Below are 23,357 nucleotides of genomic sequence, written 5' to 3' on the forward strand. Positions count from 1 at the left end.
CATGCCGCTGCTGACAGTGCTGGCGCTGATGGCGCTGCCGTTCCTGGAAGTGTGGCTGATGATCTCGGTCGGCGGCTGGATCGGTGTGCCGTGGACGCTGGCCGCCCTGGTCTCGCTGCTGGCCCTGGGCGTGGCCGTGCTGCGCCGGGCCGGCACCAAGGCCTTCGGTGACGCGGACAGGGCCATGCGGTCGGGGGAGCAGCCGCGCGGCGGCCTGCTCGACCCACTCATGCTGATGGCGGGCGGCATCCTGCTCATCGTGCCCGGGTTCATCACCGCCGCACTCGGACTGTTGATGGTCCTGCCCTTCACCCGGCCCGTCCTGCGCTGGGCGTTCGCCGGATGGGCGCAGCGGCGCGTGAAGCGGATGCAGGAGCGGATGAACGGGGAGTTCGTCGGCGGGGGCGCCGGCGCCGCCCCCGGTCAGGGCCCCCACAGCGGCATGGGCGCCCCCTTCGGCCGCCGTCCCGGCACCGGCGAGGAAGCCGCCGCCCCGAACCGGGGCCGTGTCATCCAGGGCAGCTTCGAGCCCGACGAACCAGGCGACACCAAGGACTGAGCGCCCCGCGGTGACGGCGCGCCCCGGAACGCGCGGGGCCGCCTCGAAACGCCCCGACGGCGGGTCCCGTCACGGTCGGCCGTGGAAGCGGGCCTGAAGGGCGCGTACCTCCCCGGCCAGGGGCTCCACCGGACCGTCCACCGCGATCCCGGGTACGACCTCGCCGACCGGCAGCGCCCGTACCGGTGCCGGGGGCACCTCCCACTCCTCCAGCCATGAGGCCAGCTGCGCCGATGAGCTGGCGTACACGATCCGGCCCAGCCCCGCCCACCCGTGCGCGGCCGAGCACATGGGGCAGTGCTCTCCGGAGGTGTACACGGTCGCCGCCGCGCGTTCTGCGACGGTCATGCGGGTCGTCGACCACCGGGCGATCGCGAACTCCGGATGCTGGGTCCTGTCACCCCCGGCGACGTGGTTGTGGTCCTCGAAGAGCGCTGTCCCGTCCGCGCCCACCAGCACCGAGCCGAACGGCTCGTCGCCCGACTCCAGGGCCTGGGCGGCCAGGTCCACCGCGCGTCGCAGGTGTCGCAGGTCGGCGTCGTTCAACATGGTGTCTCCCTCTCAGGCGGTCCGTGAGAACCGGACGCGGTCGTTCGCCAGAGCGGCCCGGGCGAACGCGTCACGGATCGCGCTACGTTAGCGCCGACCGGCCGCCACCGGCCAGGCGCTACCAGCTACCCTGCGCCACATGACCGGACCCGACCCCTCCTTCCTGGCCGACACACGCGCCTCCTACGACGCTGTGGCCGCCGACTACGCCGAGCACTTCCGCGACGAGCTCGCGGGCAAGCCGCTGGACCGGGCGATGCTCACCCTGTTCGCCGAACTCGTCCGGGCCCGCGGCGGCCCGGTCGCCGACGTCGGGTGCGGTACGGGCACGACCACCGCCCACCTGCACGGACTGGGGCTGGACGTGTCCGGGATCGACCTGTCGCCGGGGATGCTGGAAGTAGCCCGGCGCGCCTACCCGGAGTTGCGTTTCACCGAGGGCTCGATGACCGGCCTCGACCTGCCGGAGGCCTCCCTGGGCGGGATCGTGGCCATGTACTCCACCATCCACGTCCCGGCCGAGCTGTTGCCGGGGGTGTTCGCGGGGTTCCGCCGCGCCCTGGCCCCGGGCGGCCAGGCACTGGTCGTGTTCCAGGCGGGCGACGGGCCGCCGCTGCACCTGGAGGAGGCGTTCGGGCACGCCGTACTGCTCGACTTCCACCGGCGTACCCCGGAACGGATCGCGGACCTGCTGGAGGCCGCCGGGCTGGTCGTGCACACCCGAGCGGTGCGTGAGCCGGAAGGCCCGGAGTCCACCCGGCAGGCCTACCTCCTCGCCCGCCGGCCGGACCGCGGCTGACCGACGGGGCCGCCGTGATCCCAGCGGCCCCCGCGGCAGTCCTCAGACGGGCTCGGGGGCGCGCTCCTCGGACCCCCTCCGGGCGGACTCCTCGGTGGTCCGGGCCTCCGAGCGGGCGATCATCCGGTCGTCCACCACGCGGATCACCGTGATCGCCGCGATCGCCACGCCCGCCACGGCCAGGCCGGTGAGCACCTTGGCCGGGTCGCTCACGTCCAGGTCGAAGAACCACTGCCCCAGCGGCGTCACCATGGCCAGCGACAGCAGGCCCACCATGGACCCCACCAGTACCAACTTCCACCACACGTACGGCTTGGCCACCAGCAGCAGCACCCACAGCGTCGTCGCGCACAGCGTGATCACCACCGCCGTGCGGTCCGCCGGATCGGGCACCGTCCGCCCGCCCAGCACCAGCAGGTAGGTGGTCACCGCCGCGAAGCCCGACACCATTCCCGCGGGGATCGCCAGTCGCAGCGTCCGCATCACGAACCCCGGCCGGGCGATGTCGGTGTTGGGCGCCAGCGCCAGGAAGAACGACGGGATACCGAACGTCACAGCGTTGATCAGCGTCGCGTGGCGCGGGAAGAAGGGGTAGGCCACCGCCAGCAGCCCCACGACCGTGGCCAGCGTCATCGTATACACGGTCTTGGTCAGGAACAGGCCGGCCACCCGCTCGATGTTGCCGATCACCCGGCGGCCCTCGGCCACCACGCGCGGCAGTGCCGCGAAACGGTCGTCGAGCAGCACCAACTGGGCCACCGAACGCGACGCCGGGCTCCCCGAGCCCATCGCCACGCCGATGTCGGCCTCCTTCAGCGCCAGCACGTCGTTGACACCGTCACCGGTCATCGCCACCGTGTGCCCGCGCTCGTGCAGGCCCCGCACCATGTCGCGCTTGCGTTCGGGCGTCACCCGCCCGAAAGCCGAGCGCTCCTCCACCTCGCGGGCCAGTTCACCGCCGTCCTCAGGCAGTGCGCGCGCGTCGACCGGCTGGTCCGCGCCCGCCAGGTCCAGCTCCCGGCCCACCGCGCCCACCGACGCCGCGTGGTCGCCGGAGAGGATCTTGACGTCCACGCCCTGCTCGCCGAAGTAGTCCAGGGTCGGACCGGCGTCCTCGCGCACCCTCTGGTCCAGCACCACCAGAGCCACCGGCACCACAGTGCCGGGTGCCTCCTCGGAGTCAACCCGGGCCGAGGCCCGGGCCAACAGCAGCACCCGGTGCCCCCGCGCGCCCAGCCGGGCCGCCTCGGCCGCCGCAGGGCCCTCGGACGGGGCCAGCACATCGGCTGCGCCCAGCACCCAGTGCTCCTCGCCGTCGGGGGTCAGAAAGCTCGCCCCACTCCACTTCCGGGCCGAGGAGAACGGCGCCAGCGCCACCACCGGCCAGTCGGGGGCGGACCAGCCCGAGGACGCGCATCCGCGTGCGATCGCCGCCATGCTCGCGTTGTGGTCGCGGTCGTTGAGCGCCAGTGCCGCCAGCACCCGGGCCGGAGACGGCCCGTCGCCGTGCCCGCCCAGGTCGCGGACCCCGGCCAGCTTCATGCCCGCCTCGGTCAGCGTGCCCGTTTTGTCGGTGCACACCACGTCCACGCGGGCCAGGCCCTCGATCGCGGGCAATTCCTGTACCAGGCACTTGTGCCGCCCCAGCCGGACGACCCCGACCGCGAACGCGATGCTGGTGAGCAGGATCAGTCCCTCGGGGATCATCGACACCAGCGCCGCCACCATGCCGCGCAGCGCGTCAGCCAGTGGGCCGGAGAGCTGCCCGCCCGCCGTCGGCTCCTCCAGGGTCACGTGTCCGCCCATGAACAGCTGGCTGTAGACCAGCAGGGCGCCGATCGGGAACAGCGCGTAGGTGATCCACGTCAGGATCCGGTTGATCCCCGAGCGCAGCTCCGAGCGCACCAGCGAGAACCGGCTCGCCTCCTCGGCGAGCCGTGCCGCGTAGGCGTGCCGCCCCACCTTGGTGGCGCGGAAGCGGCCCGTGCCCGCCACCACGAAGCTGCCCGACATCACCGTGTCGCCGGGACGCTTGACCACCGGGTCGGCCTCGCCGGTCAGCAACGACTCGTCGACCTCCAGCGCACCGGCCCACCTGACGGTGCCGTCGACCATGATCTGATCGCCGGCGCCCACCTCCAGAACCTCGTCCAGGACGATCTCCTGGGTGGTCACGCGCACGGTGGCGCCGTCGCGCACCACCCGCGGGCGGGCGGCGTTGACGATGGCGAGCCTGTCCAGAGTGCGCTTGGCGCGCAACTCCTGGACGATACCGATGAACGTGTTGATGAGGATGACCATCGCGAACAGCCCGTCCTGGACGGGGCCGATCACCGCGATGATGGAGAACAGCACCGCGATCATCGCGTTGATCCGGGTGAACACGTTGCCGCGGACGATCTGGGCGACCGTGCGGCTGGCGCGTACCGGAACGTCGTTGGTCCGGCCGGTGGCGACGCGATCGGCGACCTCTTGCCGGGTCAGGCCGGGCTCGTCCGGGGGAGCCTGTGGGCCGGACCGGCCAGCCGGGGAGTCCGCCGTGCCGGACGTTCCGGGGGAACAGCTGCCCGGCCACGTGCCGGTGGCCGCCGGGACGGTCCTCTGCGCCCTGTCCGCGGTACCGCGCGCACCGTCGTCGGGCTGGTCGGATTGTTCGGGCACGCACACTCCTGGGTGATACGGGGAGCCGGGGCGGTGGTCCGGGGAGAGCACGTCGGACACACCCGCCCCGGATGCTCAACAATAAGGAGTCAAAAAGACTAGTGCGGTGACCGCCGAGGCTGGCCGGTTTCGCCCGGCGTCTGGCCGCCGCACTGGGCGGCCCCGGGTCCGCACACGAGTACCCGGGCCCGGTGTTCGCACCACACGGTTCGGGTATGTCCACACCTGTCGCCCGCGGGGCGCACCGCGTCGTAGAGTCCGGGTACCGTTGCGTTCGTTTATCCGTCCGCCTTCCCGGTCGTCCCGCCACGTCGGCCGCGTCGCCGGGAGCCACAGCAAAGGTCGTCATGTGCACTGTCATCGTCGGCTTCGATCCCGGCGCGGACACGCCCCTGGTCATCGCCGCGCTCAGGGACGAGATCTCCTCCCGGCCCTGGGACCGGCCCGGGCACCACTGGCCCGACCAGCCCGACCTGGTCGGCGGCCGCGACCGTCTGGCCGGGGGAACCTGGCTTGCCGTCGACCCCCTCCGCGCACGGACGGCCGCTCTGCTCAACGGGTGGCCCTGGGACGGGCGCATGCCCTGGGAGGGCACCTACCCGGCCAGTCGGGGGGAGCTGCCGCTGCGCGCCCTCGCGCACACGGTCAGGGACCCGGAGCGGGACCCGCTGCATGGCGAGGATCCCACCCTGTACGCGCCCTTCCACCTGCTGGACGCCGACGCCCACCGGGCCAGTCTGCACAGTTGGGACGGCCGCTGCCTGGACACACGGACGCTGCCGGTCGGGGTGAGCATCGTGGTCAACACCGGGCTGGACCCGGAGGACCCGCGCGCCGTGCGGCACACCCCCGGGTTCGCGCGTACCCGGCCCGACCCGGTCGATCTCGCACGCGCCGAGAGCGTCGAGGACGTGTGGGGGGAGTGGCCGAGCCTGATCACCGAGGCCGCCAACTCCGCGCCCCGTTCGGCGGGTACCGACGAGTCCGGTGACCCGGGCGGCCTGGTCGCCCGGGCCGACCTGGGCGGCGGGCGGGTATGGGCCACGGGGTCGGTGACCCTGTTGGCTCTGGACCGCGAGACCGTGCGCTATGCCTTCACCGACGCCCCGGCCGACCTCGGGGCGTGGCGGATGACCGACCCGCCGCCGTCGCCCCGGGCCTGAGAGCACGGTGCCGCCCACCGGGAAGGCCTGATGGGCGGCACCTACGGGGACGTGGGGGTCAGCCGGGCAGGTTCCAGCGCTGGACGTCGCTGCCGTCGCAGTCGGCGATCTCCATGCGGGTGCCGTCGTTTTGCACCCTTCCCTGCGGTTGCAGGCAGCGGTCCGACTGCGGGTTGCGCAGAGCCTGCGCCCCGCCGTCGTGGGCCCACTGCTGGGCGCCGGTCCCGTTGCAGCTCCACAGCTGTACCGGGGTGCCGGCGGTGGTTCCGCCGCCGGCCACGTCCAGGCACTTGCCGAACGCCTGGACCGTGCCGTCGGTGCCCACGGTCCACTGCTGGGCCTGGCTGCCGTTGCAGTGCGCCAGCTGGATGGGGGTCCCGTCGCCCGTCTGCGCCCCGGCGACGTCGAGGCAGAGGCCGTTGGATGCGGTGACCGTGCCGGTGCCCCCGCCGGGGCCGCCGTCCTCCAGAGAGTGGACCCGGACGTAGTCGATGACCATCTGCTGCGGGAACTGTGTGGTCTCGTCGGGGTAGCCGGGCCATTCGCCGCCGACGGCGACGTTGAGGATCATGAAGAAGGACTGGTCGTAGACCCAGGGGTTTCCGCCGACGTCGGCGGAGGTGATGGTGTTGAAGGGGGTGCCGTCCACGGACCAGGTGATGGAACCGGGGCTCCAGTCGACGGCGAAGGTGTGGAAGTCGTCGGTGAAGGCCCAGCCTTGGGGGTGGGTGTAGGAGGCGCCGATTCCGCCGCCGCCGGAGTAGCCGGGGCCGTGGACGGTGCCGTGGACCGTGTGGGGTTCGTGGCCGACGTTCTCCATGATGTCGATTTCGCCGGAGTCGGGCCAGGGGGTGTCGGGGAAGTCGGAGCCCAGCATCCAGAAGGCGGGCCAGACGCCCTGGCCGGTGGGGATCTTGATGCGGGCCTCGATGCGGCCGTAGGCGTGTTCGACCTTGTCCTGTGTGGTGATGCGCGCGGAGGTGTAGGAGCCGTCCGCCTCCTGGCGGGCGGTGATGACGAGGTTGCCGTTGCCGTCCAGGGCGGAGTTGGCGCGGCTGTCGGTGTAGTTCTGTAGTTCGTTGTTGCCCCAGCCGTGGTCGCCGGTCTCGTGGTTCCAGTTGGCGGGGTCGGGGGCGCTGCCCGCCGCACCGTCGAACTCGTCGGACCACACCAGTGCGGACTGCGCCGTCTGGTCGGCCTCGGCGCCGGCGGTCGGCGTACCGGCCTCGGGGACCGGGGCCGCGGACGCGGTGCCGGGGAGTAGGAGTGCCGCGGCGGTGACGACGGACGCGGCGGCGGAGGCGAGGGTTGGGCGGGGATGGTACGCGGTGCGCATGGACTACTCCGGGGGGAGGCCCCGCGGTGGCGGGGATGTCTGCGGGCGGAGTCGGTCCGGCGCGCGTGCGCCGGACACGGTGGTGGCGACTGTTCGGGGTCGCCGCGTCACTCATCGGAGTGAAACGTTAAGTTACTTTACGTTTAGTCAGGCTCTCGCACAAGGGGGGATGAGAGGACGGTCCGGCGCTGTGCATTCCGGTCGGGACAACGGGTAGAGGGAAGGAACATCGTGGCGGCGCCCCTCCCGGTCTCCGCCGACCTGGGAGAGGGCGAAAGGATTCCGGAAGCGCACCGTAGGCGTGGAACGGGATCGTGTTCACGGTGAACCCGGGGTGCGGAAGGCGCATCACACCGTGGCCCGGGGTACCCCTGACCGCCCATCCACCCCGAAGGACCTCCCATGAGCGCCATCACCGTCCACGACCAGGCACTTCTCGACGACCAGGCTCAGCCCGCGCGTACCGGCCGCCGTGACACGGCCCGGGCGCGGTGGCGGCTCCGCGCGATCCAGGCGGACATCGCCGAGTTCGGCCCGGCCGGTGACCCCGACCTGGCGCGGGCGCGGGAGGAACTGGACCTGCTGGAGACCGAGGCGGCCGCCCGGCCCTGACCACGGGCCGCCCTCCACGGCCATCGTCACATTCTCCGTCGTGAAAACCTGTCAACTCCCATAGTGACCAGAGCGTCTCTGAGAGAGACGGGGCACGCACCGTCAGGCGCGCGTGAGGGCACGCGTTCACGGCAGGGGGGCACGATGGAGGGGCGTAGTGGCAATCTGATGGAGGCCGGAGCGTACTGGCTGCTCTACGTGGTCTCGGTCAGCGGGGCGCTGCTGCACTGGCGGCTGGGCAACGAGGGCATGGCCGCCGTGTGCGTAGCCGCGGCGGTGTTCGGCGCGGTCCTCATCGGCCGAAGACACCGCAACGTCGCCGCACACCGCTGATCCGCCTTCTCCGGACTATTCCCGTCCGGTCTGGGGCGATCATCACCCGTGGCGACCACCCTCCCATGGGCGTGTGCCACGCGCACGTCCGGATAGTCTTCGCGGTATGCGTTCTTGGTCTGCGCCTGACATCGTCCCTCTGCCGGGTACCGGCGGCCCCCTCCGTGTGTACGACACCGCCACCGGCCGGATAAGGACGACGGCCCCGGGGCCCCGGGCGGGGATGTACGCCTGCGGTATCACCCCCTACGACGCCGCCCACCTCGGCCACGCCTTCACCTATCTCACCTTCGACCTTGCCAACCGTGTGTGGCGCGACGCGGGGCACGAAGTCAACTACGTACAGAACACCACCGACATCGACGACCCGCTGCTGGAGCGAGCGGAGGCCACCGGTGTCGACTGGCGCGACCTGGCCCACCGAGAGATCGACGTGTTCCGCGAGGACATGGCCGCCCTGCGAGTCATCCCCCCGACCTCCTACGTCGGAGTGGTGGAGTCCGTCGACCTCATCAGCGACCTCGCCGCGCGTATCCGCGGCACCGGCGCCGCCTACGAGATCGACGGCGACCTGTACTTCTCCGCCGCGGAGGCCGCCGGCCTCGGCGAGATCAGCCATCTGGACCGGGACCAGATGCTGGAGCTGTTCGGCGAGCGCGGCGGCGACCCGGGACGCGCTGACAAGAAGGACCCGCTGGACTGGCTGCTGTGGCGCGCCGAGCGCCCCGGCGAGCCGGCCTGGGACAGCCCTCTGGGCCGTGGCCGCCCCGGCTGGCACATCGAGTGCAGCGCCATCGCCCTGGACCGGCTGGGCCCGGCCTTCGACCTCAACGGGGGCGGCAGCGACCTGATCTTCCCCCACCATGAGATGGGCGCGGCCGAGTCCCGCTGTGTCACGGGCGGACCCAACGCCCACAACCACCTGCACGTGGGCATGGTCGGCCTGGACGGCGAGAAGATGTCCAAGTCCCTGGGCAACCTGGTGTTCGTGTCCAAGCTGCGCGAACAGGGCGTCGACCCGGCCGTCATCCGCCTGGCCATGCTCGCCCACCACTACCGCGCACCGTGGGATTGGACCGACGCCGAGCTTCCCATCGCCACCGCGCGCGCCGACCGCTGGCGCGCCGCCCTGGCCCTGGGCGCCGCACCCGACGCCGCCCCCGTGCTCGCCTCCGTGCGCGCGGCCCTGGCAGAGGACCTGGACTCGCCCGCGGCTCTGGCCGCGGTGGACGCCTGGGCCGACACCGCCCTCACCGACGGTGGCACCGACACAGGCGCGCCCGCCCTGGTACGCGCCACGATCGACACCCTGCTGGGTGTGGTGCTGTAGAGGGCCCCGCGCGACCTTCCCCGATGACGGGCCCCGCCCGGGAACGGGCGGGGCTCAGCGCGCGGACAGGTCGGGATAGGGCGTGTCCGGCGGGTCGGCGGGGGTCAGGCGGACGATGGGGATGCCGTTCTCGTGGTCGGAGCCCAGCCGCTCGAAGGACCTGGATGTCGCCTCCACCTCGTGGCCCAGTCCCCGCACCAGGGCCGCGGCGGTCGCGGGGTGCCTCTGCGCGTAGTGCGCCAGCGCCTGACCGGACTCCTCGGGGGTGAGGACGGCGGCCGTGCCCCGCTGGCGCCGATTGCCCACCTGGAACAGCACCCGGGGTTCCCGCCGGATGTTGCGGAACCACTGTGAGCGCGGACCGTACCCGGAGGCCACCAGCACCGTCCCGGTGGCGTCGTTGCCGCCCATCACCTCCAGCACCGCCTGCCGGGCCTCGCCCGTGGTGCGCCCCTTGTGGGTGAGGAGTACGAACCGGCCGCCCATCAACCCGCCCAGACCCAACCGGTACAGCCAGACCGGGGCGCGAAACAGCGCACGGGGCACGGGCGCGGTGGGCGGCTGGGCGAACGGCATGCGGTGACCTCCCTGTGACCCGGCCCCGGGAGGGGAGGGAGGTATGAGTGTAGCCACGCCGCCGTCCCGGCACCCGGAGCCACGCCCGCGGACCGTCGGTGGGCGCTGCCACAATCCGGGACATGCAGACAGGACCGGACGTACTTCGCGCCACCGACTGGGCCCGCACTTTCCACGCCTACGGCTCCGGCACCGACGCCCCCGAGCACCTCGACCTCCTGCTGACCGGTGGGGAGGGCGAGCGCAGGCGCGCGCTGGACTACCTCCACGGCGCGCTCATCCACCAAAACACGGTCTATCCGGCCACCGTCCCCGCCGCTCTGTTCGTGGCCGGGGTCCTGGGCCGCCCCGGCCACGAGGGCCCGGCCCGGGAGCCGGCCTCCGGGGCGGCGGCCACCGTCCCGGCCTCTCTCCGGCGGATCCTGCTGGGCTTTCTCGCCGACGCAGCCGAGGGGGCGCTCAACCCGCTCCCCGACGGTACGCCCGGACCCGCCCTCCCCGCGGGGACCGACCCGTGCCGGGTCCGCGCCGCGCTCGCCTCCGACGACGAGGCGAGCGCGGCGCGGGAGGAACCCGTCATGGACGCCCTCATGCACCGGGCGCGCGAGGACATGCGGGCCGCCGCGCCCGCGCTGTACGAGGCGGTCCGGCCCCTGCTCACCGACCACGACGCCCTGACGCGCATCCGCGCGGTGGAGGCCGCGGCGGCCGTCACCCGGCTGGGCGGTCTGGACCTGGACCTGTCCGGCGCCGCCGACATGGCCGAGTCCCGAGACGAGGGAGCCGCGATCGTCCTGGCACTGGGCGCGTCCGGTGCCGACACCGCCGAGTTCCTCACCCACGCCGACCCGGCCATCCGCGTCTGCGCGGCCCTGGCCCCCTCCCAGCGTGACAACCCCGCCGCCACCGGGGAACTGGTCGCCGCGCTCACCGACCCCGCCGGGGCCGACGCCTGGTTCACCACACGCCTCGCCTTCTTCACCGGAGGCGTGCGCCTCTCCCTCGTCCGTGCCCTCGCGGACCGTTCCTCGACAGTGTCCGTGAGTGACGTCTGATGCCACGTCCCGGAACCGCGCGCGTCCCGAACGGTGTTGGACGCGCTGGTTCCCCGCGTTCGCTGTTCCCGTCCGGTGACGTGCATCGTGTGCACGCTCCGAGACGAGTGGGCGGGTTCCCTCACGTCCACGGACACGCCGATCCCGCCTGCCAGTGCGCTTCGGCTGCGGCGTACCGGTCCTGGAGCGCGGCCAGGCGTCGGGCCTTGGCGTGCCATTCCTGCCGTGTGCCTTTGTCCCCCAGGGGCTGGGTCAGCCGGTGCCGCAGGGTGTCGATGCCCGCCTGGAGGCGGTGCGGACGGGCACGGTGGCTGCGCCGGGCCAGTGCCCACTGCTCGTTGGCGGCCCTGGTGATCGCCCCGGCCCACCCCTGACGGTGCGCGTTCGTTTCGTTGCCGTGTCCGACACGAACAGTAGCCAGGACCGGGACCACCTGTCCCGGGAACCAGCGCATTTCCCCGCCCCGGTTCCTCCGGTTCTCCGGCGGGCTATCCGGGGGGCAGCGGTACAGACCGCACACCAACGCCTGAGCACGCAGCCGCTCCTGTGTACTCGTGTGCGCTTGGGTCACCTCCCACACCAACAGCTCACAACCCCTGAGAACGGTGTCCCCGGCGCACCGTCGCCCTTTGCCCGCACCTGTCCCGCCGTGCACGTGCAGGGTGAACACCTGTGGCCACGGGCTTGTCCAAACACCGGTATCCAGCGCCCAACCGTGGTGGGATAGCCTCCATGACGACCACCCCCACGCGGCGCAGCACGGCCGCCGAACTCATCGCGGACTTCGTCTCCACCGGCGGCAGCCTCACCGACCGGGCCGACCTCGCACGCTTTCTGCGCGAACACCGCCTGACCACCGAGGGAGCCATCCCCATCACCCTGGCCGACCTCGACGAGGCCATCGCCCTGCGCGACGGCGTCCGGGCCGTCCTGGACCGCCGCCCCGAGCCCGACCACGAGGCGATCGCCCGGGGCCAGCGGGTCCTGGACGGCCTGCGCGTCACCGTCCGCCTCCAGCCCGGCCCCGACTCCGGAGCGCAGCTCACCCCCGCCGTCGTGGACGAGGTCCGCCGCGGCCTGGCCCGCATCGCCGGTGCCTGGGCCTCGGTCCTGGCCACGGGGGAGTGGTGCGACCTGCGGATCTGAGTCCTGTACCTCCCCCGGCGTTCGGACGGGCCAGGAAGGCCCCGGCGGGTACCTGCCCGCCGGGGCCTCTCAGTCATCTGGGGAGGGACTCAGCCGTCGTCCTGGCGGCGCAGATAGCGTTCGAAGTCCCGAGCGATCGCGTCGCCGGAGGCCTCCGGCAGCTCGGCGGTGTCCTTGGCCTCCTCCAGGCCGCGCACGTACGCCGCGATGTCCTCGTCCTCGGCGGTCAGCTCGTTGACGTTCGACTCCCACGAGACGGACTCGTCGGGCAGGTCGCCCAGCGGAACCCGCACACCCAGGAAGTCCTCCAGCCACGCCAACAGCGCCAGGGTCGCCTTCGGACACGGCGGCTGGGCGACGTAATGGGGGATGGCCGCCCACAGCGACGCCGTCTCCATGCCCACCGAGCTGAACGTCTCGTGCGCCACGCCCACGATCCCCGTCGGGCCCGCATAGGTGGTCGCCTCGAGCCCGATGTCGGTGCCCAGCTCCACCGGTGTGGCCATCCCGGTCACCGGGATCGGCCGGGTGTGCGGGGCGTCCGCCAGCAGCGAGCCCAGCATCACCACCCGCCGGACGCCCAGTTCCCTGGCGATCGCCAGCAGGTCGGCGGTGTAGGAGCGCCACCGCATGTTCGGTTCCGGGCCGGTTACCAGCACAACGTCACGCTTCGACCCCGGAGGCCTGGCCACCCGGACCCGGGTCGTGGGCCACTCGATATCGCCGACCACGCCGTCCACGACCGACATGCGTGGCCGGGTCACCTGGAAGTCGTAGTAGTCGTCCGGTGTCAGGGCGCACAGCTCATAGGCACCCCACTCACTGGAGAGATGCTCCACTGCGAGGCTCGCCGCCTCTCCGGCGTCGTTCCATCCCTCGAACGCCGCCACCATCACAGGCTCGACAAGCTCTCGGACGAGCTTGGTCATCAATAGCCCCTTCCTGCACGCGGACGTGGTCCACCCTACGGGGTGGCGACCCGCCCGGGAAACCGTTGCCCATACTCCTGGTGGAGGGGCCCAACTCACACTCCGTGGGACACCCGTCTCACGTGCTGGAACAGTGGATCGGGTAGCCTCGCAGGCAGCGACTGACAAGGACGCCGCCGTCCCCGGACGCCCCGACCCGCCCCGCACCGCGGGTCCACCCAGTGCCATGCGTCACGGGGATATCAGCTGGGCCGCCGCGGTGCTCCGACATAGAGTTGCTGAATATGAGAGCTAGCCCCACCTTCCGCGAAGCACTGTCCCAGCGTGTCGTCGTGGCGGACGGCGCGATGGGCACCATGCTCCAGGCCCATGATCTCGGCCTCGACCAGTTCGAGGGCCACGAGGGCTGCAACGACATCCTCAACATCACCCGTCCCGACATTGTCCACGACACCCATGCCGCCTTTCTTGCCGTGGGTTCGGACTGTGTCGAGACCAACACCTTCTCCGCCAACTTCGGGGGCCTCTCCGAGTACGGCATCGAGGACCGCACCCACGAGATCGCCCAGGCCGGAGCACGGGTGGCCCGCGAGGCCGCCGACTCCTACTCCACTCACGACCACCCCCGCTACGTTCTCGGCTCCATGGGTCCCGGCACCAAGCTGCCCTCCCTGGGCCACGCCCCCTACGCCTTGCTGCGCGACCACTACGAGCAGTGCGCACGCGGTCTCATCGACGGCGGCTCCGACGCCATCCTGATCGAGACCTGCCAGGACCTGCTCCAGGTCAAGGCCGCCGTGGTGGGCTCCAACCGCGCCCGCAGGGCCCTGGGCAAGGACGTCCCCGTCATCGCCCAGGTCACCATCGACACCACCGGCGTCATGCTGCTCGGCTCGGAGATCGGTGCCGCGCTGACCTCCCTCGAACCGCTCGGTATCGACGTCATCGGCCTCAACTGCGCCACCGGCCCCGCCGAGATGAGCGAGCACCTGCGCTACCTGTCGCACCACGCGAGCATCCCCATCTCCTGCATGCCCAACGCGGGCCTGCCCGAGCTGGGACCGGAGGGCACCGTCTACCGGCTCACCCCGCAGGAGCTGGCCGAGGCTCACGACACCTTCACCTCCGAGTTCGGCATGAACCTGGTCGGTGGCTGCTGCGGCACCACCCCCGAGCACCTGCGCCAGGTGGTCGAGCGTGTCCAGGGGCGCGGCATCAAGAACCGCAAGCCGGTCGTGGAGCCCTCGGCATCCTCCCTCTACCAGAGCGTGCCGTTCCGCCAGGACACCAGCTACCTGGCCGTGGGCGAGCGCACCAACGCCAACGGCTCCAGGAAGTTCCGCGAGGCGATGCTCGCCGGGGACTGGGACCAGTGCGTGGAGATGGCCCGAAACCAGATCCGCGACGGCGCCCACCTGCTCGACCTCAACATCGACTACGTAGGACGCGACGGGGTCAGTGACATGCGCGAGCTGGCCTCGCGCTTCGCGACCTCCTCCACCCTGCCGGTCATGCTCGACTCCACCGAGCCGCCCGTCCTGGAGGCGGGCCTGGAGTCCCTCGGCGGCAGGGCCGTGATCAACTCGGTCAACTACGAGGACGGCGACGGCCCCGAGTCCCGCTTCACCCGCATCATGGAGCTGGTCAAGGAACACGGCGCCGCCGTGGTGGGCCTGTGCATCGACGAGGAGGGTCAGGCCCGCACCGCCGAGTGGAAGGTGCGCGTCGCCAGCCGCCTCATCGAGCAGATCACCGGCGAATGGGGACTGCGTACCGGCGACATCATCATCGACTGCCTCACCTTTCCCATCAGCACAGGGCAGGAGGAGACCCGCCGGGACGGCCTGGAGACGATCGAGGCCATTCGTGAGCTCAAGCGGCGCTACCCGGACGTGCAGACCACACTGGGCCTGTCCAACCTCTCCTTCGGCCTCAACCCGGCCGCCCGCATCGTGCTGAACTCGGTGTTCCTGCACGAAGCGGTCCAGGCGGGCCTGGACTCGGCGATCGTGCACGCCTCCAAGATCGTGCCGATGAACCAGATCCCCGACGAGCAGCGCGATGTCGCCCTCGACATGGTCTATGACCGGCGCGAGGGCGAGTACGATCCGCTCTCGCGCTTCATGGACATGTTCGAGGGCGTGGACGCCAAGTCCATGAGGGCCTCCCGAGCCGAGGAACTGGCCGCACTGCCGTTGTGGGAACGCCTGGAGCGCCGCATCATCGACGGCGAGCTCACCGGCATCGAGGCCGACCTGGATGAGGCCCTCGGGTCCAAGCCCGCCCTGGCGATCGTCAACGACACCCTGCTGTCGGGAATGAAGACCGTCGGCGAGCTGTTCGGCTCCGGCCAGATGCAGCTGCCCTTCGTCCTCAAGTCCGCCGAGGTCATGAAGAGCGCCGTCGCCTACCTCGAACCGCACATGGAGAAGACCGACGACGACGGCAAGGGCCGTATCGTCCTGGCCACCGTCAAGGGCGACGTCCACGACATCGGCAAGAACCTCGTCGACATCATCCTGGCCAACAACGGCTATGACGTGGTCAACATCGGCATCAAGCAGCCGGTGTCGTCGATCCTGGAGGCGGCTGAGAACGAGCGCGCCGACGTGATCGGCATGTCCGGCCTGCTGGTCAAGTCCACGGTGATCATGAGGGAGAACCTGGAGGAGATGAACTCCAGGGGCCTGTCCGAGCGCTTCCCGGTCCTGCTGGGCGGAGCCGCGCTCACCCGCTCCTACGTCGAGCAGGACCTGGCCGAGATGTTCGACGGCCACGTGCGCTACGCCAAGGACGCCTTCGAGGGCCTGCGCCTGATGGACGCGTTCATGGCGGTCAAGCGCGGCGAGGAGGGCGCTGAACTGCCCGCCCTGCGCCAGCGCCGTGTGAAGTCGGGCGCCAAGCTCAAGGTGACCGAGCCCGAGCAGATGCCCGCCCGCAGCGACGTGTCGACCACCAACAAGGTGCCCACGCCGCCCTTCTGGGGCGAACGCATCAGCAAGGGCATCCCGCTGGCCGACTACACCTCCTTCCTCGACGAGCGCGCCGTCTTCATGGGCCAGTGGGGCCTCAAGGCCGCGCGCGGCGGAAACGGCCCCACCTACGAGGAGCTCGTGGAGACGGAGGGCCGCCCGCGCATGCGGATGTGGCTGGACCGCATCCAGACCGACGGCCTCCTGGAGGCCGCCGTGGTGCACGGTCACTACCCCTGCTACAGCGAGGGTGACGACCTGGTCGTCCTGGATGAGAACGGCGAGGACGAGCGCACGCGCTTCACCTTCCCGCGCCAGCGCCGCGACCGTCACCTGTGCCTGTCCGACTTCTTCCGGCCAAAGGAGTCGGGGGAGCTGGACGTGGTGTCCTTCCAGGTGGTGACCGTGGGGTCGGCGATCAGCCGTGCCACCGCCGAGCTGTTCGAAAGAGACGCCTACCGTGACTACCTGGAGCTGCACGGCCTGTCGGTGCAGTTGACCGAGGCGCTGGCCGAGTACTGGCACACCCGGGTACGTGCGGAACTGGGCTTCGCCGGTGAGGATCCGGCAGAGCTGGCGGCGTTCTTCAAGCTCGGCTACCGGGGGGCTCGCTTCTCCCTGGGCTACGGGGCCTGCCCCGACCTGGAGGACCGTGCCAAGATCATGCGCCTGCTGGAGCCCGAGCGGGTGGGTGTGACCCTGTCGGAGGAGTTCCAGCTGGTGCCCGAACAGGCCACCGACGCGATCGTCATCCACCACCCGGAGGCGACCTACTTCAACGTCTGACCGGTTCGGCTCCCGCACGGAGCCGGCCACCGGTCCAGACGCTCCGGGTCCGGCCCCGTCCCTCCTCGCCGAGGGGCGGGCCGGACCCGTCGGATGTGGGGCAGCTCTCGCCCCGCCGCCGCCCGAGTGTTCGTAGTGTGGAAAGGACGCCGACAGGTCCCCTTCACGAGGCGGGCACCCCGCACCCAGCACGATGATGACGAACACCGGGGCCCGTGGGCGGGCGGGGAATCCATGACACACGAGGGGAGAGCGTGGTGTCCTCCGGCTCTGGCTGGAACACGCCACCGAACGTATGAGCGAGCAGAGCACGCTGAGCCTTGACGCCTCCGGCACCGCGGCGCCCGGGGGCAGACGCCTCCAAGCCGTGCTTTTGGACATGGACGGCACCCTCATCGAGAGCGAGCACCTGTGGGGTGAGTCCGAGGCCGAGCTGGTCGCCGAGCTGGGCGGGGTGTGGACCGAGGAGGACCACACACGCAACGTCGGCAACGCAGCAGAGGCCGTGGGCCGCTACATCATCGACCTGTCGGGGGCCGACCACCTCACCCCTCGTGAGGTCGCCGACCGCCTGTACGACCGGTTCCGCGGCAAGCTCGCCGGGGGCGCCCAGCTGCGCCCGGGGGCCAAGGCGCTGGTGACCATGTTGTCGGAGGCCGAGATCCCGGTCGTCCTGGTGACCTCCACCGAGCGCCCGCTGGTGCAGGCGGCGATCGACGGGATCGGCCTGGACAACTTCGACGACTCGGTGGCCGGGGACGAGGTCGCCGCGAACAAGCCCGACCCCGACCCCTACCTCAGGGCCGCTCGGCGGCTCGGGGCGGACCCCGCGCGCTGTGTCGCCGTCGAGGACTCGGTTGTCGGCGTGGCCTCGGCCGCTGACGCCGGGTGTGTGACGGTCGCGGTACCCAACCACGTGGTGATCCCGCCGCGCGAGGGTGTGGTGTTCCGGGACAGCCTGGTGGGCGTGGACCTGGACTGGTTGGAATCGCTGGTCGCCAGCCGCTGACCGCGCTTCCCGCCCCCTTCTCCTCCGGACTTCTCCGTCCGGGCGACGGACGCGCGGGTAACGTGGGTGCGGGGTCCCCCGAAGCGGGCGTCGGGTCGGGGGCAGGCCCTAAGGGATCGACCGGATGTGCGTTCCGGCGCCGGATGGGAGACTGGGCCCATGCCTGAGAATCTGACAATGATGGCCGGTCTGGTCCTGGGAGGCGGTCTCACCCTCGTGGGACTGGTGATCTCCTTCCTCGTGTGGCGTGCCAAGGGGGCGGCCTCCGGCCTGCGGGGAGTGGCGTGGTCGCTGCTGCCGCTGGCAGCCGGTCTGATCGGGCTGATGAACGCTGTCTGGCAGTTCGTCCTGAGCATCCTCGGCATCCTGTTCGGACTGCTGTTCAACCCGATGGTGTGGGCCGGCGTGGTCCTGGCGGGCGTGGCGGTGGTGCTCTACGTGGTCTCGGGCGTCATGCGCGCCCGTGGCGCGGGGACCCAGCCCCGGTCCAAGGAGCCGAAGGGGTCCAAGGCGTCCAAGGCCGCGAAGGAGGACGCCCAGCCCGGTGCGGCCGCCGGTCCGCGGGAAGCGAAGGGCCACGTGGGCGCGGCCCCCAAGAAGTCCGGTGCCGACGACCTCTCCGACCTCGGCGACATCGAGGACCTGCTGCGCAAGCGCGGTATCGAGTAGCTCCCCGGGGAGAGGGAGCCCCCCGGACGCGGCCGGGAGGTTCGGCCCGCACCCTCACACACGTTCGGCCCCTCACAGGCGCCTGCTCCGCCGACCGCCGCCGAAGCGCCCTCCGCGCCGGTGGCCGTGGCGGCCCCGGCGCCGGGGAGGTGTCGGCCCACGACATGACGGTCCCGTCGGCGCGGGGCCGTCATCGCATTGTGAATACGCACTGACGCATCGTGATGCATAGCACTTGCCATAGGGCGGGCCTTCAGCGGACGAACTGGTGCGTATCCGGACGTATCGTTGGCGCGGCGATACCTGGGCATCGCCCCAGCTCGCAACCGGTCATCCCATGAATGCGAACTCTGTTAACTTTATTGTTATATGAGGCTTTTGGCATTGTTTGTCACGATTTAGCTACATGGCCGGATATTGGACGCTATGCACTCGCCGGGCGAGTAAGTTGGTCGCTGTGTAACAGCCCGGGCGTATCGGTCCTCGGGTGTGTCCAACTCCTCCTGTGATGCGGCACACCCTCGTGGACCGGAGTCTGCGAGGTCGGGTCATCCTCCCGCCGCGCTGACCAGCGCCCACGCCAGCCAGTGTCGAGAACCGGCCGGCCCCGCTGTGGGTCTCCGAGGGTTACCTCCCGAACGGGATCATGTGCGGGATCTGTCCTGTTTCCCTCGGCCAGAAGCTATGAGTGGAGAGTGGTGGCCTGATGAGCGCGCCCTCGCATGCCCCTGATTCGGCAGAGCAGGACGACGCCGCGAACGTGGCTGCGCAGGCCCAGGAGATCCGTGGAGACTCCGACAACCGGTCCCTGCGCCAGATCGCCTGGCAGCGGTTGCGCAAGGACAAGGTCGCGATGATCTCCGGCGTGGTCGTGGTCCTGCTCATCCTCGCGGCGGTCTTCGCGCCCCTGCTGGCCAAGTGGCTCGGGTACCCGCCCACCCAGTTCCACCAGGACCTCATCGACCCCATCCGGCGCGTCCCCTACCTGGACCCGGACAACCCCGAAGCGGGCACCGACCCGTGGGGCGGCATCAGCGGTGACCACCTGCTCGGCGTCGAGCCCACCACAGGACGCGACCTGTTCAGCCGTATCCTCTACGGCTCCCAGATCTCCCTGTTGGTCGCCTTCCTCGCCACGCTGGTCTGCGTGGTCCTCGGTACCGTCCTCGGTATCCTCGCGGGTTACCTGGGTGGTTGGGTCGACACCGTCATCAGCCGGGCCATGGACATCTTCCTGGCCTTCCCGCTGATGCTCTTCGCCATCGCGCTGGTGGGCGTCATCCCCGAGGGGGTACTCGGCCTGACCGGCAACGGCCTGCGCATCGGCGTCATCGTCTTCATCATCGGCTTCTTCAACTGGCCCTACATCGCCCGCATCGTCCGCGGGCAGACGCTCTCCCTGCGCGAGCGGGAGTTCGTGGAGGCCGCCAGAAGCCTGGGAGCGAGCAACCGGCACATCCTCGTCAAGGAGATCCTGCCGAACCTGGTCACGCCGATCATCGTCTACTCGACCCTGCTGATCCCGACCAACATCCTGTTCGAAGCGGCCCTGAGCTTCCTCGGTGTCGGCATCAACCCGCCCACTCCGAGCTGGGGAAAGATGCTCTCCGAGGCGGTGCCCTTCTACCAGACGGCTCCCTACTTCATCGTCTTCCCGGGTCTGGCCATCTTCATCACCGTGCTCGCCTTCAACCTGTTCGGTGACGGCCTCCGAGACGCTTTCGACCCCAAGACCTCCGACTGATCCGAGTCCGGTGGCGGCTGCCCCGCCAAGCTTCCACCACCACGGCGAAGGGTCCGACGGCAGGTTGAACCCAACCCTCACCATCAGGTTCGCAAGAGAGGCAGTTCCTTGAGGAAACGTACCCTCGGCTTCGTCGCGCTAGGCGCGGCGGCGTCCATCCTCCTTTCCGCGTGCGGCGGCGGTGACTCCGCCGCCGGAGACTCCGGATCCGACAACACCTTCGACCAGGGCTCCACCGAGGTCGTCAACCCGTCCGACGCGACCGGTGGCACCCTGAAGTACGCCATCGAGGCCGACTTCGACTCCACCGACCCCGGCAACACCTACTACGCGTTCAACTGGAACTTCTCCAGGTACTACGCGCGTACGCTGCTGGCCTTCAACCCCGAGCCGGGCGAGAACGCCACCGACCTGGTCCCCGACATGGCCGAGTCCCTGCCGGAGCCCAACGACGACTTCACCGAGTGGACCATCAAGATCCAGGAGGGCCTCAAGTACGAGGACGGCTCCGAGATCACGGCCGGGGACATCAAGTACGGCATCGCGCGCTCCAACTTCAACGGTGGCGCGCTCTCAGAGGGCCCGCAGTACTTCAAGGCGCACCTGGACCAGGACGACCACAACGTCTACGAGGGATCCGACCCGCTCGCGGGCTTCGACTCCATCGAGACCCCGGACGACTACACGCTGGTCTTCCACCTCAACTCCTCCTTCTCCGAGTTCCCGAACGTGCTGACCCAGCCGCAGACCGCCCCGGTGCCGGTCGATGCCGACCGCGGTGAGCTCTACCAGGAGCACGTCCTCTCCTCGGGCCCGTACAAGTTCGACGGTGACTACGAGCCCGGCGTCCAGCTCAACCTGGAGCGCAACGAGGAGTGGGACCCCGAGACCGACCCGATCCGCGAAGCTCTGCCGGACCGTGTCGAGGTCGAGATCGGCGTCAGCCAGGACGAGATCGACGAGCGCCTGGTCAACGGCGACATCGACGTCGACCTGCGCGGTGTCGGCGTCGGGCCTGCGATGCACGGCCGTCTGATCGACGACGACTCCGTCCAGGGCAACCTGGACAACCCGTACTCGGGCGCCCTGCGCTACGTCAACATCCACACCCCGATCATCGAGGACGTGGCCTGCCGCCAGGCGATCATGTACGCGGCCAACCGCGACAGCATGTGGCGTGCCTGGGGCGGCGCGACCGGTGGCGACCTCGCCACCAACCTGCTCCCGCCGGCCATCCCCGGCTCGGACCCCGAGTCCGACCTGTACCCGTCCGAGGACAACAAGGGCGACATCGAAGCCGCTCAGGCCAAGCTCGAGGAGTGCGGTGAGGAAGACGGCTTCTCGACCAACATCGCCGTCCGCTCCGAGAGCGAGAAGGACGTCCTGACCGCGGAGGCCCTGCAGGAGTCGCTGTCCCGCGTCGGTATCGACGCGGAGATCCAGACGTTCCCGGCCGCTGACTTCTTCGGCCAGTACGCCGGCTCCAAGGACTACGTCCGTGAGAACGACATCGGTCTGAGCGTCTCGGGCTGGGGCCCGGACTGGCCCACCGGCTACGGCTTCGCCTCCAAGATCACCCACAGCGACGCCATCATGGACACCGGCAACTTCAACACCGCCGAGCTGTCCGACCCCGAGGTCGACGCCCTGTGGGACCAGGCGCTGGAGACCGAGGACCCGGACGAGCGGGCCAACATCTACGAGCAGATCGACACGCTGGTCATGGAGAACGCCGTGATCCTGCCGGCCGTCTTCGACAAGGCGCTGTTCTACCGCTCCGACGAGCTCACCAACGTCTACTACCAGCCCGCGTACATGATGTACGACTTCATGTCGCTCGGTGTGGACCGCGGCTAGCTCCACCTACCCGCCTGAACTAGTACGAGAAGGCAGGTGAAAGCGGCGGGGTCCACGGCCCCGTGAGACCCCGCCGCTGACCGCGATGCTGAACTATATTCTCCGCCGCCTGGGCGCGGGACTGCTGCTGCTCGCCGTCGTCACGGCGGTGACCTTCTGGATCTTCTATGTCCTGCCCCGCTGGGCCGGGGTGACGCCACGCGGTATGGCCGCGATGTACGTGGGCAAGGCCCCCACCCCGGAGGCGCTGGACGCCACGGTGGAGCGGCTGGGCCTGGACCAGCCCATCGCGATGCAGTTCCTCGAGTTCGTGCGCAGCCTCCTCTTCGGCCAGGAGTTCACCTTCGGCCGCGAGACGGTGGAGTGCTCCGCACCCTGCCTGGGCTACTCCTTCACCACCAACAGCCCCGTGCTGCCCCAGCTGCTCGACCGCCTGCCGATCACCATGTCGCTGGCCGTCGGCGCGGCGATCATCTGGGTCATCGGCGGCGTGGCCGTCGGAGTCCTCTCCGCGGTCAAGAAGGGCAGCTTCTTCGACCGCCTGGCCATGGGAACCGCTCTGGTCGGCGTCTCCCTCCCCATCTACTTCACGGGTCTGCTGGCACTCGCCTTCCTCGTGCACGAATGGGAACTCTTCCCCGTCTCGCGGTACGTTCCCTTCGCCGAGAACCCGGTCGCGTGGTTCCAGGTGATGTTCCTGCCCTGGCTGACCCTGGCGTTCCTGCACGCGGCCCAGTACGCGCGCCAGACACGCGCGGGGATGCTGGAGGTCCTGGGGGAGGACTACATCCGCACCGCCCGGGCCAAGGGCCTGAGCGAGCGCCGCGTGATCTTCAAGCACGCGCTGCGCCCCACGCTGACCCCCATCATGACGATCTTCGGACTGGACCTGGGTCTGGTCCTGGGCGGCGCGATCCTCACGGAGAAGGTGTTCTCCCTCAACGGTGTGGGCGCCTACGCGATCGACTCGATCGTGTCCAAGGACCTGCCCGTCATCCTGGGGGTGACCCTGCTGGGCGCTGTCTTCATCGTCATCTGCAACCTCATCGTCGACCTGCTCTACCCGGTCCTCGACCCGCGGGTGCGGATCGCCAACTAACGCGTGACAGCGTTGAACAGACCAGCTCTAACGAAGGAAAGTGACATGGCCTCGACCGAGCCCGTCGTCCGGGTGGACGACCTGCGGGTGACGTTCCCGACCATGGACGGCGATGTTCATGCGGTGAACGGGTTGTCCTTCGAGGTGCCCGCCGGCGGCGCCCTCGGCATCGT

The 23,357-nt window shown here is 70.4% G+C and carries 20 protein-coding genes; 14 read left to right on the top strand and 6 right to left on the bottom strand.

Annotation, left to right across the window (positions count from 1 at the left end; translation table 11 throughout):
* The first annotated feature begins 1 nt into the window (after window position 1).
* The gene (locus tag AC0T5L_RS23780) at window positions 2-559 is read left to right on the top strand and encodes an FxsA family protein (protein ID WP_476167703.1); all 558 of its coding nucleotides are present in this window, start codon (window positions 2-4) and stop codon (window positions 557-559) included.
* A 69-nt stretch (window positions 560-628) separates the two neighbouring features.
* Here the strand turns inward: AC0T5L_RS23780 and AC0T5L_RS23785 are convergent, their stop codons facing one another.
* Window positions 629-1,108 (bottom strand): nucleoside deaminase, encoded by a 480-nt coding sequence (locus AC0T5L_RS23785; RefSeq protein WP_476167704.1) that lies wholly within the window; start codon window positions 1,106-1,108, stop codon window positions 629-631.
* 139 nt (window positions 1,109-1,247) lie between these two features.
* Here AC0T5L_RS23785 and AC0T5L_RS23790 point away from each other — a divergent pair, with 139 nt between their 5' ends.
* Window positions 1,248-1,907 (top strand): class I SAM-dependent DNA methyltransferase, encoded by a 660-nt coding sequence (locus AC0T5L_RS23790; RefSeq protein WP_476167705.1) that lies wholly within the window; start codon window positions 1,248-1,250, stop codon window positions 1,905-1,907.
* Window positions 1,908-1,949: 42 nt separating this feature from the next.
* Here AC0T5L_RS23790 and AC0T5L_RS23795 read toward each other — a convergent pair whose 3' ends face one another.
* A complete protein-coding gene (locus tag AC0T5L_RS23795) occupies window positions 1,950-4,391 on the bottom strand; it encodes an HAD-IC family P-type ATPase (protein WP_476167726.1) in 2,442 nt (813 codons plus the stop codon).
* Window positions 4,392-4,915: 524 nt separating this feature from the next.
* On the opposite strand from AC0T5L_RS23795, the gene AC0T5L_RS23800 reads away from it, so the two are divergent.
* Complete coding sequence (locus AC0T5L_RS23800; protein WP_476167706.1) at window positions 4,916-5,731, top strand: NRDE family protein; 816 nt, start codon at window positions 4,916-4,918, stop codon at window positions 5,729-5,731.
* Window positions 5,732-5,789: 58 nt separating this feature from the next.
* Here the strand turns inward: AC0T5L_RS23800 and AC0T5L_RS23805 are convergent, their stop codons facing one another.
* On the bottom strand, window positions 5,790-7,067 hold the full coding sequence (locus AC0T5L_RS23805) for a family 16 glycosylhydrolase (RefSeq protein ID WP_476167707.1): 1,278 nt from the start codon (window positions 7,065-7,067) through the stop codon (window positions 5,790-5,792).
* Between the two features lie 402 nt (window positions 7,068-7,469).
* Between AC0T5L_RS23805 and AC0T5L_RS23810 the strand changes: the two genes are divergently transcribed.
* The 3 genes from AC0T5L_RS23810 to mshC all read left to right on the top strand — a co-directional run bounded on the left by AC0T5L_RS23810 (window position 7,470) and on the right by mshC (window position 9,342).
* Complete coding sequence (locus AC0T5L_RS23810) at window positions 7,470-7,679, top strand: hypothetical protein (RefSeq protein ID WP_476167708.1); 210 nt, start codon at window positions 7,470-7,472, stop codon at window positions 7,677-7,679.
* A gap of 144 nt (window positions 7,680-7,823) precedes the next feature.
* Entirely contained in the window at window positions 7,824-8,012 is a 189-nt protein-coding gene (locus AC0T5L_RS23815; protein WP_476167709.1) for a hypothetical protein, read from the top strand.
* A 106-nt stretch (window positions 8,013-8,118) separates the two neighbouring features.
* Entirely contained in the window at window positions 8,119-9,342 is a 1,224-nt protein-coding gene (mshC, locus tag AC0T5L_RS23820) for a cysteine--1-D-myo-inosityl 2-amino-2-deoxy-alpha-D-glucopyranoside ligase (protein ID WP_476167710.1), read from the top strand.
* 54 nt (window positions 9,343-9,396) lie between these two features.
* Here mshC and AC0T5L_RS23825 read toward each other — a convergent pair whose 3' ends face one another.
* The gene (locus AC0T5L_RS23825) at window positions 9,397-9,918 is read right to left on the bottom strand and encodes a nitroreductase family deazaflavin-dependent oxidoreductase (RefSeq protein WP_476167711.1); all 522 of its coding nucleotides are present in this window, start codon (window positions 9,916-9,918) and stop codon (window positions 9,397-9,399) included.
* 122 nt (window positions 9,919-10,040) lie between these two features.
* On the opposite strand from AC0T5L_RS23825, the gene AC0T5L_RS23830 reads away from it, so the two are divergent.
* A complete protein-coding gene (locus AC0T5L_RS23830; protein WP_476167712.1) occupies window positions 10,041-10,973 on the top strand; it encodes a hypothetical protein in 933 nt (310 codons plus the stop codon).
* Between the two features lie 121 nt (window positions 10,974-11,094).
* Here AC0T5L_RS23830 and AC0T5L_RS23835 read toward each other — a convergent pair whose 3' ends face one another.
* Window positions 11,095-11,427, bottom strand: a complete 333-nt coding sequence (locus AC0T5L_RS23835; protein ID WP_476167713.1) for a hypothetical protein — start codon at window positions 11,425-11,427, stop codon at window positions 11,095-11,097.
* Window positions 11,428-11,705: 278 nt separating this feature from the next.
* Between AC0T5L_RS23835 and AC0T5L_RS23840 the strand changes: the two genes are divergently transcribed.
* Entirely contained in the window at window positions 11,706-12,119 is a 414-nt protein-coding gene (locus AC0T5L_RS23840) for an ABATE domain-containing protein (protein ID WP_476167714.1), read from the top strand.
* 89 nt (window positions 12,120-12,208) lie between these two features.
* Here the strand turns inward: AC0T5L_RS23840 and AC0T5L_RS23845 are convergent, their stop codons facing one another.
* Window positions 12,209-13,048 carry a PAC2 family protein gene (locus AC0T5L_RS23845; protein WP_476167715.1) on the bottom strand — a complete coding sequence of 280 codons (840 nt, stop codon included), beginning with the start codon at window positions 13,046-13,048 and terminating at the stop codon, window positions 12,209-12,211.
* 284 nt (window positions 13,049-13,332) lie between these two features.
* On the opposite strand from AC0T5L_RS23845, the gene metH reads away from it, so the two are divergent.
* The 6 genes from metH (at window position 13,333) to AC0T5L_RS23875 (ending at window position 23,184) form a co-directional block, all read left to right on the top strand.
* On the top strand, window positions 13,333-16,806 hold the full coding sequence (gene metH / locus AC0T5L_RS23850; protein ID WP_476167716.1) for a methionine synthase: 3,474 nt from the start codon (window positions 13,333-13,335) through the stop codon (window positions 16,804-16,806).
* A gap of 295 nt (window positions 16,807-17,101) precedes the next feature.
* Window positions 17,102-17,815, top strand: a complete 714-nt coding sequence (locus AC0T5L_RS23855) for an HAD family hydrolase (RefSeq protein WP_476167717.1) — start codon at window positions 17,102-17,104, stop codon at window positions 17,813-17,815.
* 159 nt (window positions 17,816-17,974) lie between these two features.
* Window positions 17,975-18,484 carry a cellulose synthase gene (locus AC0T5L_RS23860; RefSeq protein ID WP_476167718.1) on the top strand — a complete coding sequence of 170 codons (510 nt, stop codon included), beginning with the start codon at window positions 17,975-17,977 and terminating at the stop codon, window positions 18,482-18,484.
* 706 nt (window positions 18,485-19,190) lie between these two features.
* Entirely contained in the window at window positions 19,191-20,228 is a 1,038-nt protein-coding gene (locus AC0T5L_RS23865) for an ABC transporter permease (protein ID WP_476167719.1), read from the top strand.
* A gap of 108 nt (window positions 20,229-20,336) precedes the next feature.
* Complete coding sequence (locus AC0T5L_RS23870; RefSeq protein WP_476167720.1) at window positions 20,337-22,085, top strand: ABC transporter substrate-binding protein; 1,749 nt, start codon at window positions 20,337-20,339, stop codon at window positions 22,083-22,085.
* Window positions 22,086-22,170: 85 nt separating this feature from the next.
* Window positions 22,171-23,184, top strand: coding sequence for an ABC transporter permease (locus AC0T5L_RS23875; RefSeq protein WP_476167721.1), 1,014 nt, complete (start codon window positions 22,171-22,173; stop codon window positions 23,182-23,184).
* The last annotated feature ends 173 nt before the right edge of the window (window positions 23,185-23,357 follow it).

The organism is Nocardiopsis sp. TRM 82005, from assembly GCF_056312425.1.

Excerpts from the sequence above, each read along its gene's own strand:
- AC0T5L_RS23780 (WP_476167703.1), top strand. The coding sequence starts at position 2 with ATGCCGCTGCTGACAGTGCTGGCGCTGATGGCGCTGCCGTTCCTGGAA.
- AC0T5L_RS23785 (WP_476167704.1), bottom strand. The coding sequence starts at position 1,108 with ATGTTGAACGACGCCGACCTGCGACACCTGCGACGCGCGGTGGACCTG.
- AC0T5L_RS23790 (WP_476167705.1), top strand. The coding sequence starts at position 1,248 with ATGACCGGACCCGACCCCTCCTTCCTGGCCGACACACGCGCCTCCTAC.
- AC0T5L_RS23800 (WP_476167706.1), top strand. The coding sequence starts at position 4,916 with ATGTGCACTGTCATCGTCGGCTTCGATCCCGGCGCGGACACGCCCCTG.
- AC0T5L_RS23805 (WP_476167707.1), bottom strand. The coding sequence starts at position 7,067 with ATGCGCACCGCGTACCATCCCCGCCCAACCCTCGCCTCCGCCGCCGCG.
- AC0T5L_RS23810 (WP_476167708.1), top strand. The coding sequence starts at position 7,470 with ATGAGCGCCATCACCGTCCACGACCAGGCACTTCTCGACGACCAGGCT.
- AC0T5L_RS23815 (WP_476167709.1), top strand. The coding sequence starts at position 7,824 with ATGGAGGGGCGTAGTGGCAATCTGATGGAGGCCGGAGCGTACTGGCTG.
- mshC (WP_476167710.1), top strand. The coding sequence starts at position 8,119 with ATGCGTTCTTGGTCTGCGCCTGACATCGTCCCTCTGCCGGGTACCGGC.
- AC0T5L_RS23825 (WP_476167711.1), bottom strand. The coding sequence starts at position 9,918 with ATGCCGTTCGCCCAGCCGCCCACCGCGCCCGTGCCCCGTGCGCTGTTT.
- AC0T5L_RS23830 (WP_476167712.1), top strand. The coding sequence starts at position 10,041 with ATGCAGACAGGACCGGACGTACTTCGCGCCACCGACTGGGCCCGCACT.
- AC0T5L_RS23835 (WP_476167713.1), bottom strand. The coding sequence starts at position 11,427 with ATGCGCTGGTTCCCGGGACAGGTGGTCCCGGTCCTGGCTACTGTTCGT.
- AC0T5L_RS23840 (WP_476167714.1), top strand. The coding sequence starts at position 11,706 with ATGACGACCACCCCCACGCGGCGCAGCACGGCCGCCGAACTCATCGCG.
- AC0T5L_RS23845 (WP_476167715.1), bottom strand. The coding sequence starts at position 13,048 with ATGACCAAGCTCGTCCGAGAGCTTGTCGAGCCTGTGATGGTGGCGGCG.
- metH (WP_476167716.1), top strand. The coding sequence starts at position 13,333 with ATGAGAGCTAGCCCCACCTTCCGCGAAGCACTGTCCCAGCGTGTCGTC.
- AC0T5L_RS23855 (WP_476167717.1), top strand. The coding sequence starts at position 17,102 with ATGAGCGAGCAGAGCACGCTGAGCCTTGACGCCTCCGGCACCGCGGCG.
- AC0T5L_RS23860 (WP_476167718.1), top strand. The coding sequence starts at position 17,975 with ATGCCTGAGAATCTGACAATGATGGCCGGTCTGGTCCTGGGAGGCGGT.
- AC0T5L_RS23865 (WP_476167719.1), top strand. The coding sequence starts at position 19,191 with ATGAGCGCGCCCTCGCATGCCCCTGATTCGGCAGAGCAGGACGACGCC.
- AC0T5L_RS23875 (WP_476167721.1), top strand. The coding sequence starts at position 22,171 with ATGCTGAACTATATTCTCCGCCGCCTGGGCGCGGGACTGCTGCTGCTC.